Source organism: Pseudomonas sp. NPDC087615 (assembly GCF_044743445.1).
Taxonomy (GTDB): Bacteria; Pseudomonadota; Gammaproteobacteria; order Pseudomonadales; family Pseudomonadaceae; genus Aquipseudomonas; species Aquipseudomonas baetica_A.
This window is the reverse complement of sequence record NZ_JBIUWM010000002.1, coordinates 243,381-261,565: the sequence shown is the minus strand read 5'-3', so window position 1 is coordinate 261,565 and position 18,185 is coordinate 243,381. Positions and strand designations below refer to the sequence as shown.

14 protein-coding genes are annotated in these 18,185 nt (G+C 59.9%); 7 read left to right on the top strand and 7 right to left on the bottom strand.

From position 1 onward, the window contains the following. Positions 1 to 2,190 (top strand): ribonuclease E/G (locus ACIOU6_RS02710; RefSeq protein WP_401133588.1); only part of this gene is annotated, 2,190 nt, incomplete at its 5' end. A 232-nt stretch (positions 2,191 to 2,422) separates the two neighbouring features. On the opposite strand, the gene ACIOU6_RS02705 is transcribed toward ACIOU6_RS02710, so the two are convergent. Beyond that, on the bottom strand, positions 2,423 to 3,022 hold the full coding sequence (locus ACIOU6_RS02705) for an FMN-dependent NADH-azoreductase (protein ID WP_221729353.1): 600 nt from the start codon (positions 3,020 to 3,022) through the stop codon (positions 2,423 to 2,425). A 230-nt stretch (positions 3,023 to 3,252) separates the two neighbouring features. Further along, positions 3,253 to 3,567 carry a 3-phosphoglycerate kinase gene (locus tag ACIOU6_RS02700; protein ID WP_221729354.1) on the bottom strand — a complete coding sequence of 105 codons (315 nt, stop codon included), beginning with the start codon at positions 3,565 to 3,567 and terminating at the stop codon, positions 3,253 to 3,255. Positions 3,568 to 3,616: 49 nt separating this feature from the next. On the opposite strand from ACIOU6_RS02700, the gene ACIOU6_RS02695 reads away from it, so the two are divergent. The 5 genes from ACIOU6_RS02695 to aqpZ all read left to right on the top strand — a co-directional run bounded on the left by ACIOU6_RS02695 (position 3,617) and on the right by aqpZ (position 8,813). Continuing rightward, entirely contained in the window at positions 3,617 to 4,540 is a 924-nt protein-coding gene (locus ACIOU6_RS02695) for a LysR family transcriptional regulator (RefSeq protein WP_221729355.1), read from the top strand. A gap of 14 nt (positions 4,541 to 4,554) precedes the next feature. After that, on the top strand, positions 4,555 to 5,358 hold the full coding sequence (locus ACIOU6_RS02690; protein WP_221729356.1) for an alpha/beta fold hydrolase: 804 nt from the start codon (positions 4,555 to 4,557) through the stop codon (positions 5,356 to 5,358). Positions 5,359 to 5,361: 3 nt separating this feature from the next. Continuing rightward, a complete protein-coding gene (locus ACIOU6_RS02685) occupies positions 5,362 to 5,910 on the top strand; it encodes a peptidylprolyl isomerase (RefSeq protein WP_221729357.1) in 549 nt (182 codons plus the stop codon). 88 nt (positions 5,911 to 5,998) lie between these two features. Next, complete coding sequence (locus ACIOU6_RS02680; RefSeq protein WP_401133582.1) at positions 5,999 to 7,831, top strand: ABC transporter ATP-binding protein; 1,833 nt, start codon at positions 5,999 to 6,001, stop codon at positions 7,829 to 7,831. A 286-nt stretch (positions 7,832 to 8,117) separates the two neighbouring features. Beyond that, on the top strand, positions 8,118 to 8,813 hold the full coding sequence (aqpZ, locus tag ACIOU6_RS02675; protein ID WP_401133579.1) for an aquaporin Z: 696 nt from the start codon (positions 8,118 to 8,120) through the stop codon (positions 8,811 to 8,813). A 54-nt stretch (positions 8,814 to 8,867) separates the two neighbouring features. On the opposite strand, the gene ACIOU6_RS02670 is transcribed toward aqpZ, so the two are convergent. After that, positions 8,868 to 9,992, bottom strand: coding sequence for a GNAT family N-acetyltransferase (locus ACIOU6_RS02670; RefSeq protein ID WP_401133576.1), 1,125 nt, complete (start codon positions 9,990 to 9,992; stop codon positions 8,868 to 8,870). 281 nt (positions 9,993 to 10,273) lie between these two features. Here ACIOU6_RS02670 and ACIOU6_RS02665 point away from each other — a divergent pair, with 281 nt between their 5' ends. Then, positions 10,274 to 11,596 (top strand): putative porin, encoded by a 1,323-nt coding sequence (locus tag ACIOU6_RS02665; RefSeq protein ID WP_221729360.1) that lies wholly within the window; start codon positions 10,274 to 10,276, stop codon positions 11,594 to 11,596. 132 nt (positions 11,597 to 11,728) lie between these two features. Here the strand turns inward: ACIOU6_RS02665 and ACIOU6_RS02660 are convergent, their stop codons facing one another. From ACIOU6_RS02660 to hrpA, 4 genes are all read right to left on the bottom strand, one after another. Further along, on the bottom strand, positions 11,729 to 11,965 hold the full coding sequence (locus tag ACIOU6_RS02660; RefSeq protein ID WP_221729361.1) for an anti-sigma factor: 237 nt from the start codon (positions 11,963 to 11,965) through the stop codon (positions 11,729 to 11,731). Further along, complete coding sequence (locus tag ACIOU6_RS02655) at positions 11,959 to 12,570, bottom strand: RNA polymerase sigma factor (RefSeq protein WP_221729362.1); 612 nt, start codon at positions 12,568 to 12,570, stop codon at positions 11,959 to 11,961. Before ACIOU6_RS02655 ends, ACIOU6_RS02660 begins: the two co-directional genes overlap by 7 nt. Before the next feature lie 146 nt (positions 12,571 to 12,716). Next, a complete protein-coding gene (locus ACIOU6_RS02650) occupies positions 12,717 to 13,838 on the bottom strand; it encodes a beta-ketoacyl-ACP synthase III (protein ID WP_221729363.1) in 1,122 nt (373 codons plus the stop codon). Positions 13,839 to 14,169: 331 nt separating this feature from the next. After that, a complete protein-coding gene (hrpA, locus tag ACIOU6_RS02645; RefSeq protein ID WP_221729364.1) occupies positions 14,170 to 18,081 on the bottom strand; it encodes an ATP-dependent RNA helicase HrpA in 3,912 nt (1,303 codons plus the stop codon). Positions 18,082 to 18,185: the final 104 nt, after the last annotated feature.

The following is an 18,185-nucleotide window of genomic DNA, read 5'->3' as shown; positions in this document are numbered from 1 at the left end:
ACCCCTGCCAAGAACCAGCGCGCCGTGGAAGAGAAAGTCCGCGAATGCCTGGAAGCCGACCGCGCTCGCGTGCAGATCGGCCGTATCTCGCGCTTCGGCCTGCTGGAAATGTCCCGTCAGCGCCTGCGTCCATCCTTGGGCGAAAGCAGCGGCATCGTCTGCCCGCGTTGCAACGGCACCGGCATCATCCGTGACGTTGAGTCGCTGTCACTGGCGATCCTGCGCCTGATCGAAGAAGAAGCCCTGAAAGACCGCACTGCCGAAGTTCGCGCCCAGGTGCCGATCCCGGTGGCTGCGTTCCTGCTCAACGAAAAACGCAACTCGATCACCAAGATCGAACTGCGCACTCGTGCCCGTATCATCATCCTGCCAAACGATCACCTCGAAACACCGCACTTCGAAGTTCAGCGTTTGCGTGATGACAGCCCGGAAGCCGCGACCAACCAGTCCAGCTACGAAATCGCTGCTGCCGCTGCCGACGTCGAAGAAGTCCAGCCAGCCGCCGCGACCCGCACCCTGGTTCGCCAGGAAGCCGCGGTCAAGACCGCACCAGCCCGCGCCAACGCTCCGGTTCCGACCGAAGTAGCCGCACCTGCTGCACCAGCACCTGCTCCAGTGGCCGCGCCAGAGCCAAGCCTGTTCAAAGGTCTGGTGAAGTCGTTGGTCAGCCTGTTCGCGACCAAAGAAGAGCCAGCCGCACCGGTGGTGGTTGAAAAACCAGTTACCGAGCGTCCAGCCCGCAACGAAGAACGTCGCAACGGTCGTCAGCAGAGCCGCAACCGTAATGGTCGTCGCGATGAAGAGCGCAAGCCGCGCGAAGAACGTGCACCGCGTGAAGAACGCGCCCCTCGCGAGCCGCGTGAAGAGCGCCAGCCACGTGAGGCCCGCGAAGAGCGCGCCCCTCGCGAAGCTCGCACTGAAGTGCCAGCCGCCCGCGAAGAACGCGCACCTCGCGCACCTCGTGAAGAACGCGCTCCACGTGCGCCGCGTGAAGACCGCAAGCCTCGTGGCGAGCGTGAAGAACGTGTACGTGAACTGCGCGAGCCACTGGATGCCGCTCCAGCAGCAGCCGTTGTCGCCGTTAATGCAGAAGAGCGTCCGGCCCGTCAGCCTCGCGAAGAGCGCGCACCGCGCCCGCCGCGTGAAGAGCGTCAACCGCGTGCAGAGCAGGCCGCTGCCGCCATTGTTGAAGACGAAGTGATCACCAACGAAGAGCAACTGCCGGAAGATGGTTCGGAGAACGCCGAAGGCGATCGTCCACGTCGTCGCTCCCGCGGCCAGCGTCGTCGCAGCAACCGTCGCGAGCGTCAGCGTGATGCCAACGGCAACGTGATCGAAGGCTCGGAAGAATCCGAGTCCGGCGAAAACGCTGAAGCACCAAGCGCTGCCGATCTGGCCGCCGGCCTGGCTGTTACCGCCGCCGTCGCCAGCAGCGTCATCAGCGCTCCGGCTGAAGCACAAGCCAACGAGCAAGCCGAACGTGCCACTGCCGCAACACTGGAAACTGCTCCAGTTGAAGCACCGGCGGTTGAAGCAACCACTCCGGTGGAAGTGACTGCGGCTCCGGAAGTCGAAGTAGCACCGGTTCGCGAAACTCAAGACCAGGTTGAAGCCCAGCCTCAGATTGAAATCGCTGCCGAACCTGCTTTCGCAGCCCAAGAGCCAGTTCTCGTTGCAGAGCCGGTTGTCGAAGCCGTCGCTGAAACCGTGACCGATAGCGTGCGTGAAGTTCGCGAAGAGCAAACTGCATTCAACTGGGTTGCAGAGCCGACCGTAGCCGAAGCGCCAGCGCCTGCTGCTGAAGCTGAAGTGCCACAAGCCATGGTGTCCGAGCCAGTGGTTGCCGCTGCCGAACCTGCTCCAGCGCCGGTCGTCGAAGCTCCAGTGGTTGCCCAAGCCCCAGCGGTTGAGGCCCCTGCGGTCAGTGCGCTGACGCCAAACGGCCGCGCTCCAAACGATCCACGCGAAGTGCGTCGTCGCAAGCGCGAAGAAGAGCGCCTGCAGAAGGAAACTGAACTGGCTGCCGCTGCTGCGCCTGCTGCTGAAGTGTTCGAGGCAGCTCCTGCCCCGGCCGCTGAAGAAGTCGTCGTTGAAGCAGCCATCGCTGAAGCTCCTCGCTCCGTTCAGGACGCGGCCGAGCATCACGAAGAGCCCCAGGAAAAAGAACACGAGCCTAAACCCCTCGTCTGATTCCAAAAGCCAATAAAAAGCCCCGCCTGAATATTCAGGCGGGGCTTTTTTTATGTTCACGGATTACCGGGATTGCGTGAAGAACAAAAAAAAGCCCGATCTCGCTAAAGCGTTCAATCGGGCTACAGCACTCAGGAGCAATAAGTGCAAAGGGAGGTTCGATGCGCGTAAAACCTTGAAGGGGTTGCGCCAGAGCACTAGAACATCCAGTGATTATCTGGCGATTAACATATCAAGCGACCGAAGCCAGTTTGGCGTTGGCCTGGTTCAGGCCCTTCTCCTGGAAGTCGCCACCCAGGTTCATGCCTTCGGCATGGATGAAGGTCACGTCGTGGATACCGATAAAACCCATTACCTGACGCAGGTAGGGTTCCTGATGATCAGCAGGGCCGCCGGCGTAAATCCCGCCGCGAGCGGTCAGCACGTAGGCACGTTTGCCGCTCAGCAGGCCTTGCGGACCGGTGTCGGTGTACTTGAAGGTGACGCCGGCACGCAGCACATGGTCAAGCCAGGCCTTGAGGGTGCTCGGGATCGCAAAGTTGTACATCGGCGCGGCCATGACCAGCACGTCGGCAGCCAGCAGTTCATCAGTCAATTCGTTGGAGCGATCCAGAGAAGACTGTTCGCTGTCGTTGCGCTGATCGGCAGGCTTCATCCAGCCGCCCAACAGGTTGATGTCCAGGTGCGGCACCGGGTTCACGGCGAGATCACGCACAGTGATCTGATCGTCGGGGTGCGCGGTTTTCCACTGATTGATGAAGGTCTGGGTCAACTGACGGGACACCGAGTCTTGCTGGCGGGCGCTGCTTTCGATGATCAGAACGCGGGACATGTTGTGTAGCCTCCATCCGAGAATGTTGTAGGTCGATGGAGTGAAGGTTAAACAGAGCTGAATCGATGAAAAAGCGCAAATAATTGCTGCAAAGCATCGAAAATTTAGTTTAGATGCAACTCAACCCTTTGAGAGTGAGCTTGCTGGCGAAGGCGATGTGTCAGCATGAGCATGGATGACTGATCTACCGCCCTCACGAGCAAACCCGCTCCCACAAGGAAGATTTGCAGTTATTTCGGGGTACAGGTCAGATCGATGCGCAGTTTGATAATGGTGCGGGTGAACTTGGCCGTGGCGTTTTTATGTTTGCCGGCCACGACTTCGATGTTACGTGTCCGTGGCGCCTCGGGACCGTTGCGGAACACCACTTTGCAGCTCGCGTCGACGTCGCCGTAGTTGGCCACCTGGATGGAGCCAATGTCGTTATCCGTGGCGAAACTCTGGTAGTCGATCTTCATGCCATTGAGATTTTTCTGCACATCGATCGGATACGCAAAGGCTGTCAACGGCAGCAGTGCCAGCACCACACAACAGAATTTTTTCATTCGACAGTCTCCAATGGGGACCGTCAGCTTAGGACAAGAGGAGCTATTGATGAAAGCGCCCCGCGTGACCCTGGATCAATGGCGAACATTGCAGGCCGTGGTCGACCACGGCGGATTCGCCCAAGCGGCCGAGGCACTGCATCGTTCGCAGTCGTCGGTGAGCTACACCGTCGCCCGCATGCAGGATCAGCTCGGCGTGCCGCTGCTGCGCATCGACGGGCGTAAAGCCGTGCTGACCGATGCTGGCGGCGTGTTGCTGCGCCGCTCGCGACAACTGGTGAAACAGGCCAGCCAACTGGAAGACCTTGCCCATCACATGGAGCAAGGCTGGGAAGCAGAAGTGCGATTGGTGGTCGACGCAGCCTATCCAAGTGCACGTATCGTGCGTGCGTTGACTGCGTTCATGCCACAGAGCCGTGGGTGTCGGGTGCGACTGCGTGAGGAAGTGTTGTCGGGTGTCGAGGAAGTGCTGCTCGAAGGCGTGGCCGATCTGGCCATCACTGGCCTGAGCATTCCCGGCTACCTCGGCGCGGAACTGAGCGACGTGGAATTTGTTGCGGTTGCCCATCCTGACCACAGCCTGCATCGGCTCAATCGTGAACTGAGCTTCCAGGATCTGGAAACCCAGATGCAAGTGGTCATCCGCGACTCCGGTCGTCAACAGCCAAGGGATGTCGGCTGGCTCGGCGCCGAACAGCGCTGGACCGTCGGCAGCCTCGCCACGGCCGCGACATTCGTCAGCAGCGGCCTGGGCTTTGCTTGGTTACCGCGGCACATGATCGAACGGGAACTGAAAGAGGGATCGCTCAAGCTGCTACCGCTGGATCAGGGCGGCAGTCGCAACCCGAGTTTCTATCTGTATTCGAACAAGGACAAACCGCTGGGCCCGGCCACACAAATCCTCATCGAACTGTTGCGCACCTTCGACACCTTGCCGCTGGACGCACCGTTCGCCGCCCCTGAGCAAGCCTGACACGGAGTCCTCCGATGGCCTATTTTGCGCACGAAGGTTGCAACCTGCACTACGAGGAATATGGCCACGGCACGCCGTTGCTGCTGGTTCACGGGCTCGGTTCGAGCACGCTGGATTGGGAAATGCAGATCCCGGCGCTGGCCACGCACTACCGGGTGATCGTCCCGGATATCCGCGGCCACGGGCGCTCGGACAAACCCCGCGAGCGGTACAGCATCGCGGGGTTCAGCGCCGACATGGTGGCGCTGATCGAGTATTTGAACCTCGGTCCGGTGCACTACGTGGGTCTGTCGATGGGCGGCATGATCGGCTTCCAGCTCGGTGTCGATCAGCCGCAGATGCTCAAGAGCCTGACCATCGTCAACAGCGCCCCTGAAGTCAAACTGCGCAGCCGCGACGACTACTGGCAATGGTTCAAACGCTGGAGTCTGATGCGCGTGCTGAGCCTGGCGACCATCGGCAAGGCGCTGGGCAGCAAACTGTTCCCAAAACCCGAACAGGCGAATCTGCGGCAGAAAATGGCGGAACGCTGGGCAAAAAACGACAAACGTGCTTATCTCGCCAGCTTCGATGCAATTGTTGGCTGGGGGGTTCAGGAACGACTTTCCCGGGTGACCTGTCCAACGCTCATCGTCAGTGCCGACCGTGATTACACACCTGTGGCACTGAAAGAAACCTATGTAAAACTGCTGCCCGATGCGCGGCTGGTGGTGATTGCCGATTCGCGCCATGCCACCCCGCTCGATCAACCCGAACGCTTCAATCAAACGCTGCTGGAGTTTCTCGCCGCAGCCGATATTCAATCTCAGGATCACTGACCCATGCTGAAAAAACTCGCCCTCGTCGCCGGCACCGTGCTGTTTGCTGCCAACCTGATGGCTGCGCCGCAACCCAAGGTTGAACTGATCACCGACAACGGTCCGATCATCATTGAGCTGGATGCGGTCAAAGCACCGATCAGTACCAAAAACTTCTTGGATTACGTCAATAGCGGCTTCTACAACAACACCATCTTCCACCGTGTGATCCCGGGCTTCATGGCCCAGGGCGGCGGCTTCACCGAGCAAATGCAACAGAAAGAAACCAAGGCACCGATCAAAAACGAATCGAAAAATGGTCTGCACAACGTCCGAGGGACGTTGGCCATGGCGCGCACTTCAGATCCTGACTCGGCCACCAGCCAGTTTTTCATTAACGTGAAAGACAACGACTTCCTCGACCAGGGTGATGGTTACGCCGTATTCGGTAAGGTCCTTGATGGAATGAATGTCGTGGACATCATCGTCAACTCGCAAACCACCACCAAAAATGGCATGCGAGATGTGCCTGCCGTTCCTGTGCATATCAAGTCGGCCAAAGTCATCGACTAAGCTGTACAGGGCATATCGAGCGGCGCCGGCCTGATCCCGCGCCGCTCACACTGATAAAAGGAGAGCCCGTACTCCGGGCGGTTATCTGATGCTCTATCGCCGTTTTGAACAACTGATCGACATATTCCGCGACGCCCCGACGGCGTCTCCGCCCGACCGTGTGCTCCCCTTCTATACCTATTACCTGAAGCAGGTCTGGCCGAGTTTCGCCGCCCTGCTGGTGGTCGGCCTGTTCGCCGCGCTGATCGAAGTGGCACTGTTCAGTTACCTGAGTCGCATCATCGACTTGGCCCAAGGTACGCCAAACCCGAATTTCTTCAGTGATCACGCCCTCGAACTGACGTGGATGGTGGTGGTTGCGCTTGTGCTCAGACCGATTTTCTTCGGCCTGCACGACCTGCTGGTGCACCAGACATTAAGCCCCGGCATGACCAGCATGATCCGCTGGCAGAACCACAGCTACGTGCTCAAGCAGAGCCTGAACTTCTTCCAGAACGACTTTGCCGGGCGCATTGCCCAGCGCATCATGCAGACCGGCAACTCGCTGCGTGATTCAGCGGTGCAAGCGGTGGATGCACTGTGGCATGTGGGGATCTACGCGATCAGCGCGCTGGTGCTGTTCGCCGAAGCCGACTGGCGTCTGATGGTCCCGTTGCTGACGTGGATCGTCGCCTACATCGGCGCACTCTGTTACTTCGTGCCGCGGGTCAAGGACCGCTCGGTGGAAGCCTCCGACGCACGTTCGAAACTGATGGGCCGAATCGTCGACGGCTACACCAATATCGCCACGCTCAAGCTGTTCGCTCACACTCATTTCGAACAGCACTACGCCAAGGAAGCGATCGAAGAACAAACCGTCAAAGCTCAAATGGCCGGCCGCGTGGTCACCAGCATGGACGTGGCGATCACCGCCATGAACGGCTTGCTGATCGTCGGCACAACCGCGCTGGCCCTGTGGTTGTGGACGCAATCGCTGATCACCGTCGGCGCCATTGCCCTGGCCACCGGCCTGGTGATCCGCATCGTCAACATGTCCGGCTGGATCATGTGGGTGGTCACTGGCATCTTCGAAAACATCGGCATGGTCCAGGACGGTCTGCGGACCATCTCGCAACCGGTCAGCGTCACCGATCACGAACAGGCCAAACCGCTGGCCGTCGCCAGCGGCGAAGTGCGTTTCGAGCACGTCGATTTCCACTACGGCAAGAAGAAAGGCATCATCGGCGACCTCAACCTGACCATCAAACCGGGTGAAAAAATCGGTCTGATCGGACCGTCCGGCGCCGGTAAATCAACCTTGGTCAACCTGCTGCTACGCCTCTATGACGTCGAGGGCGGACGCATCCTGATCGACGGCCAGAACATCGCCGAAGTCAGCCAGGAAAGCCTGCGTGCGCGGATCGGCATGATCACCCAGGACACCTCACTGCTGCACCGTTCAATCCGCGACAACTTGCTGTACGGCAAACCTGACGCAACTGACGCACAGCTTTGGGACACCGTGCACAAGGCTCGTGCCGATGAGTTCATTCCACTGCTGTCGGACGCTGAAGGACGCACTGGCTTCGACGCGCATGTTGGTGAGCGCGGGGTGAAGCTGTCGGGCGGCCAACGTCAGCGCATCGCGATTGCCCGAGTGCTGCTCAAGGACGCGCCGATCCTGATCATGGACGAAGCGACCTCGGCCCTGGACTCGGAAGTCGAAGCCGCGATTCAGGAAAGCCTGGAAACCCTGATGCAGGGCAAAACCGTGATCGCCATTGCTCACCGCCTCTCGACTATCGCGCGCATGGATCGCCTGGTGGTGCTGGAAAACGGCAAGATCGCGGAGAGCGGCACTCATGCCGAACTGTTGGCCCATGGCGGTTTGTATTCGCGGTTATGGGCGCACCAGACCGGGGGGTTCGTCGGGATCGATTGATCATTGGGTCAGGAGGGGGCTTGCCCCCGAAAGCGGGGTGTCAGTACCGAACATTTGACTGGCACGCCGCCTTCGGGAGCAAGCCCCCTTCCACATTGGCCTGCAACCACCTTGAAGATCGCCACAGCCCTTTAACCACGGGTGCTGGCGGTTTTTTATCGCCTGCTGGAAATCCATCCAAAGCGTGCTGTACTCAGCCAAGGTTCCGGCAGGGAACCTGTCGTAAGTCCGCAAGGACGCATAACTCGATGCAGTCTCGATAGCACGCCTATCAAGGACTCTTCTCATGTCTCTGTTCAAACGTTCAGTCACGGAGTTGTTGGGTACGTTCTGGCTGGTGTTGGGCGGTTGTGGCAGTGCGGTGATCGCCGCGTCTTCACCTTTGGGAATCGGGGTGCTGGGGGTGGCCCTGGCATTTGGTCTGACGGTGCTGACCATGGCGTTTGCCATCGGCCACATCAGCGGATGTCACCTCAACCCGGCCGTCTCGGTCGGTCTGTTTGTCGGCGGTCGGTTTCCGGCCAAAGAGTTGCCTGCCTACATCATCGCCCAAGTGCTCGGCGGGATTCTGGCGGCAGCGCTGCTTTACTACATTGCCAGCGGCAGGGAGGGTTTCGATATTGCCGCCGGCCTTGCCTCCAACGGTTACGGCGAGCACTCGCCCGGCAAGTATTCGATGGCCACAGGGTTTGTCACGGAACTGGTGATGACCGCGATGTTTGTGATCATCATTCTGGGCGCCACCGATAAGCGCGCCCCGCCGGGCCTTGCACCGATTGCCATAGGTCTGGCGCTGACCTTGATCCACCTGATCTCCATTCCCGTGACCAACACCTCGGTCAACCCGGCCCGCAGCACGGGCCCGGCTCTGATGGTCGGCGGCTGGGCGCTCGCGCAGTTGTGGATGTTCTGGGTGGCGCCGCTGTCGGGTGCGGTGGCCGGTGGAGTGATTTATCTCTGGTTGGGTAACGAAAAAACCTGAGTCCAACACAAAACCAAATGTGGGCGCGAGCAAGCCCGCGCCCACATTGGAGATTTAGGTTTGGCGGTAGGGCAAGGCCGCTCTGGCCTCTTCGGCGTAGGCCAGGACACCGGCGCGTTCCTGCTGCAGGAAGTCTTTGACCGCCGCTTTCAGACCCGGATGCCGCAGGTAATGCCACGAGTGAGTGATCACCGGTTCGAAGCCACGAATCAGTTTGTGCTCGCCCTGAGCACCGGCATCGAAACGCTGATAGCCCTGGGCAATCGCGTAGTCCATGCCCTGATAAAAACAGGTTTCAAAGTGCAGCCGATCAAACTCGGCCAGGCATCCCCAATAGCGCCCGTAAAAACTATCACCGCCTACCAGACTGAAGGCCATGGCCACTGGCCGTGAGCCCTGCTTGGCCAGCACCACACGAATCGATTCGGGCGTGCGTTCTGCCAGCAAGCTGAAGAATGCTCGCGTCAGATACGGTGTTTGCCGACGCACTGCGTAGGTATTGGCATAACAGGCGTAGACGAAATCCCACTGCGATTCGTTTAGCTCTCGCCCTTGTAGCCATTCAAATTCGAAGCCCTGCCCCGCCACCTGCTCGCGCTCCTTGCGCATCTGTTTGCGCTTGCGCGAACTGAGCACGTCGAGAAAATCCTGAAAGTCGCGATAGCCGCGATTGTGCCAGTGATACTGACAGCCAATGCGCTGCAACCAGCCCGGCTGCTCGGCCATGGCGGCGTCGGTGAACGGATCGGTGAAATTGATGTGCGCGCCGGACAGCCCTTCGATTTCCAGATAACCCGGCAGGCTCTTGAGCAGCTCAAAACCGTCTTCGACCTTGGCCGCCAGCAACCGCGGGCCGCTGACTGGACTGAACGGCACAGCCGTCAACAGTTTGGGGTAGTAATCGATTCCGGCCCGGGCGCAGGCATCGGCCCAGCCATGGTCGAACACATACTCACCGTAGGAGTGCCACTTGCGGTAACCCGGCAAGGCGGCGATCAGCCGACCATCTTCGATGTGCAGCAAGTGCTCGGGCTGCCAGCCGGTGTGAGGGCCGACGCTGCCGCTGTCCTCCAGCGCACTGAGAAAAGCATGGCGCAGAAACGGCTGATTGTCCGGCACCAATGCATCCCAAGTGGCCGGGGCGATTTCTGACAGGTTCTGCAGGCATTGCAACGGCATCAAAGAGCTCTCCACATCGGGGTTTCAGCGCTCGGCGAGTATCGCCGATTGCGCCGCATTGCACACCCGCCATCGGCGGACAGCGCTCTAGATCAATAGTTCACGACCAATACGCACCGTCATCAACCTGCCATCACCGTGCCACTGCCCTGTCATAAACCATCGCGATACTGGCGCCTGTTTTTAGAGCGCCGGGTTCTACCCGGACACTGTTTTCCGACCTTCAACCGTCGGTTGTGCCCAGGATGGTTCAGCCATCCCACTCATCTTCGGAGATTGCTATGCGTCTTGCTTCCACGAAAACTGCGGCGGCCCTGTGCGGTGGCCTGTTACTGGCCATGAGCGTTCCGGCCAGTGCTGCAGTCGACGCCAAACTGCTCGACATGCTCAAGGCTAACGGTTCGATTTCCCAGGCGCAGTATGTAGAACTGCAAACTGAACTGGCCAAGGATCAGAAGGCTCAGCAAATCGCCCAGCAGGCGCAGCAAGAGACCAATGAACAAGTCGCGGCTGTCGCAAAGAAGACCAACGAACAAAGCGTCTTCGACCAGAAACTGGCTTGGGCTGCCAAGACCCAGTTCAAGGGTGACGTGCGCATCCGCCAGGAGACCGTCAAGATCGACGGCGAAGCCAACAACGGCGGCCGCGAAAAGGATCGTCAGCGCATCCGTGCACGTCTGGGTGCCTACACCGAGATCAACCCGCAAGTGGACACCGGCATCCGTATCGCCACCGGCGGCGGCGATGATGCTCGTTCGACCAACCAGGATCAGGACAACTACTTCGACAAGAAGCAGATCTGGCTGGACCTGGGCTACATCGACTACCACCCTGATGCGATCAAGAACCTGCACGTGATCGGCGGCAAGATGCTGCAACCGTGGGTGAGCATGGGCGACGTGATCTGGGACGGCGACATCAACCCGGAAGGTCTGGCGGTCACTTACAAGTACCCACTGGGCAGCAGTGCCGAACTGTTCGGCAGCCTGGGCAACTACAACCTCAAGGACAACGTCGACGGCGAAGGCGTGCAATTCCGTCACGACCTGCGCCTGACCTCCGGCCAGTTGGGTAGCCGCATCGCCATCACCGACAACCTGAAACTGACCGTTGGCGGCAGCGTCTACGCCTACCAGAACGATCAGGACAGCCGTTGCACGGGCTCTTCCACGCCATGCGCACTGGCCGTCAATGGCAACTCGGCCAACAACGAATTCCGTCTGTACGAGGGTTTCAGCCAGATCGACATCGGCGGCCTGCCGATGCCGCTTTCGTTCTACGGTCAGTATGTGAAGAACAACGATGCCGTGACCGATCAGGACACCGCCTGGTTGCTCGGTGCCAAGTCGAAAGTCTTCGGTTTGAACCTCGACTACAACTATCGTGACGTGCAACGCAATGCTGTGGTCGGCGCCTTCACTGATTCCGACTTCGCCAATGGCACCACCGGTTCGCGTGGGCACAAGTTCAAAGTCGGTTACGACATCGACAAGAATTTCGCCCTCGGCGCCACGTACTTCCTGACCAAGGCTGACTACTCCAGCCGCACTCAGCGCGACGCCGACACCAACATTCTGCAACTGGACGCAGAAGCGAAATTCTAAGCACCAGAGCAACAGATCTCAGGCGATGCGCTTCTCATCCGGGTGCAGCGCTTGAGATGCTTCAACAGTCTGGCGCGGCTACGGCGATCCCCATCATCCGTGTGCCGCAGGCGCGCCAGTCTGCTTCTCCCCCTAGGGGCTGTCTTCCCGGCGCCGCGCCGCCAGCCGCTCGGCCAACGCATCCACACCCTCTTCAGGTTTCTCCGGCATCGCCTTCAGCGTCGCCTGCATCAATCGCATCTGGCGTATAAAGCGCCGGCAATTGGGGCAGAACATCAGGTGATGACGCACCATCAGTTTTTCGCGAAAGCTCAGCTGGCCATCGAGATAATCGCTGGAGCGCGCTACTTGTTCCTTACAGGTCAGCATTCCCCGGTCTCCTCAAAATGCTCCACTGTCGCGAAGACTTTCAGCCGCGCACGATGCAGCAGCACACGGACATTGGAGAGCGATATCTCCAGAAGATTACAGATCTCTTCGAGCTCAAGGCCCTGGCGTTCGCGCAACAACAAAACGCTGCTTTGCAGTTCCGACAGGTTGAGCAGTGTGTGTTCGAGGCACTCACGCAACTCGCTTTCAGTGAGCAGCGCTTCAGGCGTGTCCTGGTGCCAGGCGAACGGTGCGATCAGCCAGTGGCCATCGCCGGGGGAAAAGCGGTCATCATCAATGGTGCCGTGGGGTGACGGCAAGTCATCCATCAACACTTCGCGGCGATTCTGCTTGTAGCGACTCTTGGCCGAGTTGGCGGTGATGGTCAGCAACCAGGTCTTGAGACTGGAGCGGCCTTCGAAACTGCCGATATGGCGCACTACCGACAGCCATGCATCTTGCACCACTTCTTCGACGTGACGCTGGCCGACAATCGCATAAGCGACGGCGCGCATGGCGCTTTGATAAGTCGTGACCAGTTCCTTGAAAGCCTGTTGCTCGCCTGCCAGCAAACGCGCGAGCAGTTGGGTGTCGTCAACCGCCATCCATCAATCCCCTTGTTCCGACTTCGAAAATGATAGCGGCAGGATTCGCCTGAAGCGTCTCCTGCCGCCATTTCCGAAAACTACAGCGTTTCAACCGATTCGGATGTAGGAAAGGTCAGCGTGATTAAGCGGAAATTAAACCACTTTCAACGCTTGCGCAGAATCACGCTACCGATCGAGTAACCCGCACCGAACGAACTCAATACCGCCAGCGAACCGGCAGCCAGATCATCCTGATACTTGTGGAAAGCAATCACGGAACCGGCAGAGCTGGTGTTGGCGTAAGTGTCGAGGATCACCGGGGCTTCTTCTTCGGTGGCGTCGCGGCCCAGCAGTTTGCGCACGATCAGATGGTTCATGCTGAGATTGGCCTGATGCAGCCAGAAACGCTTCACATCGCCGACATTGAGCTTGTTCTCTTCCAGATGCGTACCGACCAGTTCAGCCACCATCGGGCAAACATCCTTGAACACCTTGCGGCCTTCCTGCACGAACAGCTTGTCGCGAGTACCGACGCCCTCTTCCGCTGCGCGGTTGAGGAAGCCGAAGTTGTTGCGGATGTTGTTGGAGAACTTGGTCAGCAGTTTGGTGCTGACCACGTCGAACTGGTATTTGGACGTAGCCAGATCGGCGCGCTCGATGATCACGGCCGTGGCGGCGTCGCCGAAGATGAAGTGGCTGTCGCGGTCACGGAAGTTCAGGTGACCGGTGCAGACTTCCGGGTTGACCATCAAGATCGCCCGGGCCTGGCCCAGTTGCACGCTGTTGGCGGCCGCCTGAATGCCGAAGGTGGCCGAGGAACAGGCCACGTTCATGTCGAAACCGAAACCCTGAATGCCCAGGGCTTCCTGGACTTCGATGGCAATGGCCGGATAAGCACGCTGCAAGTTGGAGCAGGCGACGATCACGCCGTCGATGTCAGCGGCGGTTTTGCCGGCACGTTGCAAGGCTTGTTCGGCAGCACCGATGGCCATTTGGCAAAGTACTGACCATTCGTCGTTGGAACGCTCCGGCAGACGCGGGGCCATGCGCTGCGGATCAAGAATGCCTTCTTTGTCCATGACAAAGCGGCTCTTGATGCCCGAGGCTTTTTCGATGAAGGCGGCGCTGGATTCGGTCAGGGCCTGGATGTCGCCGCTGGCGATGGCGTCTGCGTTGTCCGCGTTGAACTGCGCGACGTAGGTATTGAAAGACTGCACCAGCTCTTCATTGGAGATGCTGTTGGCCGGGGTGTACAGGCCGGTGCCGCTGATGACGACGTTATGCATGGTCGTTTCTCTAATCTGTTCAGGCAGAAAGTGCTGGAACCGTCGTACCAACACACAAAGGGTCTATTCCCATCCGGGGGACGCAAACCTGGCATCGTTTTATTCCGTTACGTGACCGCGCCGAAGGCTCTGGGTCGCGAAACAGGCATTTATGGTCGCGAAGTTTGCCATAAACCCAAGGTTTTGGCCCCTTTCTCAAGCACAACGCAAATCCGAATGTGGGAACGGGCTTGCTCGCGAAGGCGGTGTGTCAGTCACCGAATCAGTTATCTGACACTACGCCTTCACGAGCAAGCCCGCTCCCACAGGGGGATTGTGCTCGTCGATAGATCTAGGGTTCGACTTGGGTCCATTGTTTATTCAGGCGCTTATCGGAAATCGGCACTTTCGTTCCCAACTGCTGGGCGAACAGCGAAACCCGGTATTCCTCCAGCCACCAGCGATACAACTCAAGCTGTGGATCGCGTTTGCCTTCCTGGGCATGCTTGGCGGCGCGGGCCTGGTATTGCGCCCACAGGCCGGCGAGTTCGCCGCTCCAGACCCGATCCTTCTGCACCTGCGCGCCCAGTTTTTCAAAACGCTGTTCGACGGCTTTCAGATAACGCGGCAGTTCCTTGAGCCACTGCATCGGCGTTTCCCGGACGAACCCCGGATAAACCAGATGACTGATCTGCTGCTTGATGTCATTCAGTGCCACGGCTTGGGCCAGATCGATCTTGCCCTTGAAGCGCTTTTGCAGGCCATGCCAGATCTTCAGAATCTCCAGCGTCAGCCGCGCCACGCGCTCGGCGTGCTCGGTCCAACTGCCACGTTTGCGTTCGGCCAGCGCCGCCAACCCTGCACCGTCACGCGGCAACGGGTCTTCGCCTTCAAGAATGCAACTGTCGAGACTGGCCAGCAGAATGTCTTCGACCAGCGCATCGACCCGGCCCAGTTCACGGTAGAGCAAGCCCAGTTCGGTCTGCCCCGGCAACTTGCCACGCAGGAATTTGGCCGGTTCGGCCAGTTGCTGCATGAGCAAGCGCTGCAACGCACGACGATGCTGGAACTCGGCTTCGGCCGGGGTCGAGAACCGCCCTTCCTTGACCGTGCCGCCCTCTTCCACCAGCGCTGGATAGACCGTCATCGACAGCCCGGCAATCTTCTGCTGAGTTTTTGCTGCCACCGGCGCGAAGACTTTCGCCTCCACCGGCTGCTGACTCTTCGCGCTCTGCGGCACGGCCAGTGCGGCCTGACTGGCTTCGGCAAAACGCGCGGTCAGTTCGGCCAGGTCCCGTCCTTCGCCAAGGAATTTGCCTTGGCCATCGACGATTTCCAGGTTCATGCGCAGATGCCCTTCGACCTGCTGCGCCGCTTCCGCCCACGCCTCATCGCTGACCCGCGCACCGGTCATGCGCAACAACTCGCGCCCCAACGCCTGGGGCAGCGAGCCCTCGGCGAAGGTCATGCGTTGCAGCGCAGCCTTGATGAAGTCAGGCACCGGCACGAAGTTCTTGCGCAACGCTTTGGGCAGATTGCGCACAAGGGCGATGCACTTGGCCTCGATCATCCCCGGCACCAGCCATTCCAGGCGCTCCGGCGGCAGCATCGGCAGCAACGGCGCCGGCACCCGAAGGGTCACGCCGTCACGGGGGTGATTGGGTTCGAAGTGATAACTGAGCGTCAGTTCCAGATCACCGATGTGCAAGGTGTCGGGGTAATGCAGCGCGGTGACTTCACTGGCCTCGCGGGCCAGCACGTCTTCTTCGCGCATGATCAGCAGTTGCGGGTCTTTCTGGCTGTTGATCCGGTACCAACTGTCGAACGTCGCGGTCTGGTGAATCTCCGCCGGCAGCCGCGCATCGTAGAAGGCGTACAGGGTTTCTTCATCGGCCAGAATGTCGCGGCGACGGGCCTTGGCTTCCAGTTCATCGAGCTGTTCGAGCAGTTGTTTGTTGGCGGTCAGGCACTTGGCTCTGGACTGAATCTCGCCCCGCACCAGACCTTCGCGGATAAACAGCTCACGCGAAACCACGGGGTCAACCGGACCGTAATGAACCGGTCGGCGCCCGACCACAATCAGCCCGAACAGGGTGATCTGCTCGAAGGCCACGACCTGGCCGCGCTTCTTCTCCCAGTGCGGTTCGAAGTGATTTTTCTTGATCAGATGCCCGGCCAGCGGCTCGATCCAGTCGGCGTCGATCTTGGCGACCATGCGCGCATAGAGCTTGGTGGTTTCCACCAGTTCGGCGGTCATCAGCCATTGCGGACGCTTCTTGCCGATGCCCGACGACGGGTGAATCCAGAAACGTCGCTGACGGGCGCCGAGGTAATCGCCGTCCTCGGTTTTCTGGCCGATCTGGCTGAGCAAACCGACGAGCACCGCTTTGTGCAGTTTCGGGTAATCGGCCGGTTCTTTATTGAGGCTCAACTGCATGTCGCGGCAGATCAGGCTCAACTGGCGATGGGAATCACGCCACTCGCGCAGACGCAAATAGTTGAGGAAGTTCTTGCGGCACCAATTGCGCAACGGGCTGGCGGTCAGCGCCTGGCGCTGTTCTTCAAAACCGCGCCACAGATTGACCAGGCCGGCGAAGTCGGAATCGACATCCTTCCATTGCGCGTGGGCCTGATCCGCCGCTTGCTGGCGTTCCGGCGGACGTTCGCGCGGGTCCTGAATCGACATGGCACTGGCGACGATCAGCACTTCCTGCAAGCTGCCCAGTTTCGCCGCCTCAAGCAGCATGCGGCCCATGCGCGGGTCGACCGGCAGGCGCGCCAACTGACGGCCAAGCGGGGTCAACTGACTGTTGCGATCCACCGCCGAGAGTTCTTGCAGCAGGTTGAAACCGTCGCTGATCGCCTTGCCGTCCGGCGGCTCGATAAACGGGAACGCAGTAATCTCGCCGAGGCGCAGATGCAACATCTGCAAAATAACCGCCGCGAGGTTGGTGCGCAGAATCTCCGGGTCGGTGAATTCCGGGCGACCGAGGAAATCTTCTTCGCTGTACAAACGTATGCAAATGCCCGGTTCGACACGGCCGCAACGGCCCTTACGCTGGTTGGCGCTGGCCTGGGAAATCGCTTCGATTGGCAGACGCTGAACCTTCGCGCGGTAGCTGTAGCGGCTGATGCGCGCAGTGCCGCTGTCGATCACGTAACGGATGCCCGGTACGGTCAGCGAGGTTTCGGCGACGTTGGTCGCCAGCACGACGCGACGGCCCGGGTGCGATTGGAAAATCCGCTGCTGCTCGGCCGGCGACAGGCGCGCGTACAGCGGCAGAATCTCGGTGTGTTTGAGTTGGGCCTTGCGCAGCATGTCGGCGGCATCGCGAATCTCGCGCTCGCCGGGCAAGAACACCAGCACATCGCCTGGGCTGCGACGTTCGCTGCGCTCGTAGGCGGCAATTTCGTCGAGGGTGGCGAGGATTGCCTGATCGACGGTCAGGTCGTCCTCAACGCGGTTGCCCTCCTCGTCCTGCTCCAGGGTCAGCGGGCGATACCAGGTGTCCACCGGGAAGGTGCGGCCGGAGACTTCGACAATCGGCGCATCGTCGAAGTGCTTGGAGAAGCGCTCCAGGTCGATGGTCGCCGAGGTAATGATGACTTTCAGGTCGGGGCGGCGCGGCAGCAGGGTTTTCAGGTAACCGAGCAGGAAGTCGATGTTGAGGCTGCGTTCGTGAGCTTCGTCGACGATGATCGTGTCGTAGCGTTCCAGATAGCGGTCGTTCTGGGTTTCCGCCAGCAGGATGCCGTCGGTCATCAGTTTGATCAGGGTGTTGGAATCGCTCTGATCTTCGAAGCGCACCTGATAGCCCACCAGCGACCCGAGCGGCGTCGCGAGTTCTTCGGCGACGCGACTGGCAACGCTGCGTGCAGCGATCCGCCGTGGCTGGGTGTGGCCGATCAAACCGTGCTGGCCGCGACCGATCTCCAGACAGATTTTCGGCAACTGCGTGGTTTTGCCCGAGCCGGTTTCGCCCGCGATGATCAGCACCTGATGTTTTTCCAGCGCCTTTTTGATCTCGTCACGCTTGGCCGCAATCGGCAGGCTGTCGTCGTAACGAATCACCGGCAGGCTGGCACGGCGCGCCAGCACCTGGTCACAGGACGCCTGCATGCGCGCCACCCACTGGGCCAGCTTGGCCTCGTCTGGCTTTTTACGCAGCTCAAGCAACTGCCGCCGCAGCCGGTGGCGGTCGGCGAGCATGGCGTGATCGAGGTTTTTCAGCAGTTTGTCGATGGAGGGCGATTCTTCGGTCATCGGGTACGCAATTCAGTCGTCTAGTGGCGCAGGGGGGCGATTGTCGCAGAAAAGCAGCTACAAGCGGCAAGCTACAAGCCGCAAGTTGAATCCGCTGCTGACTT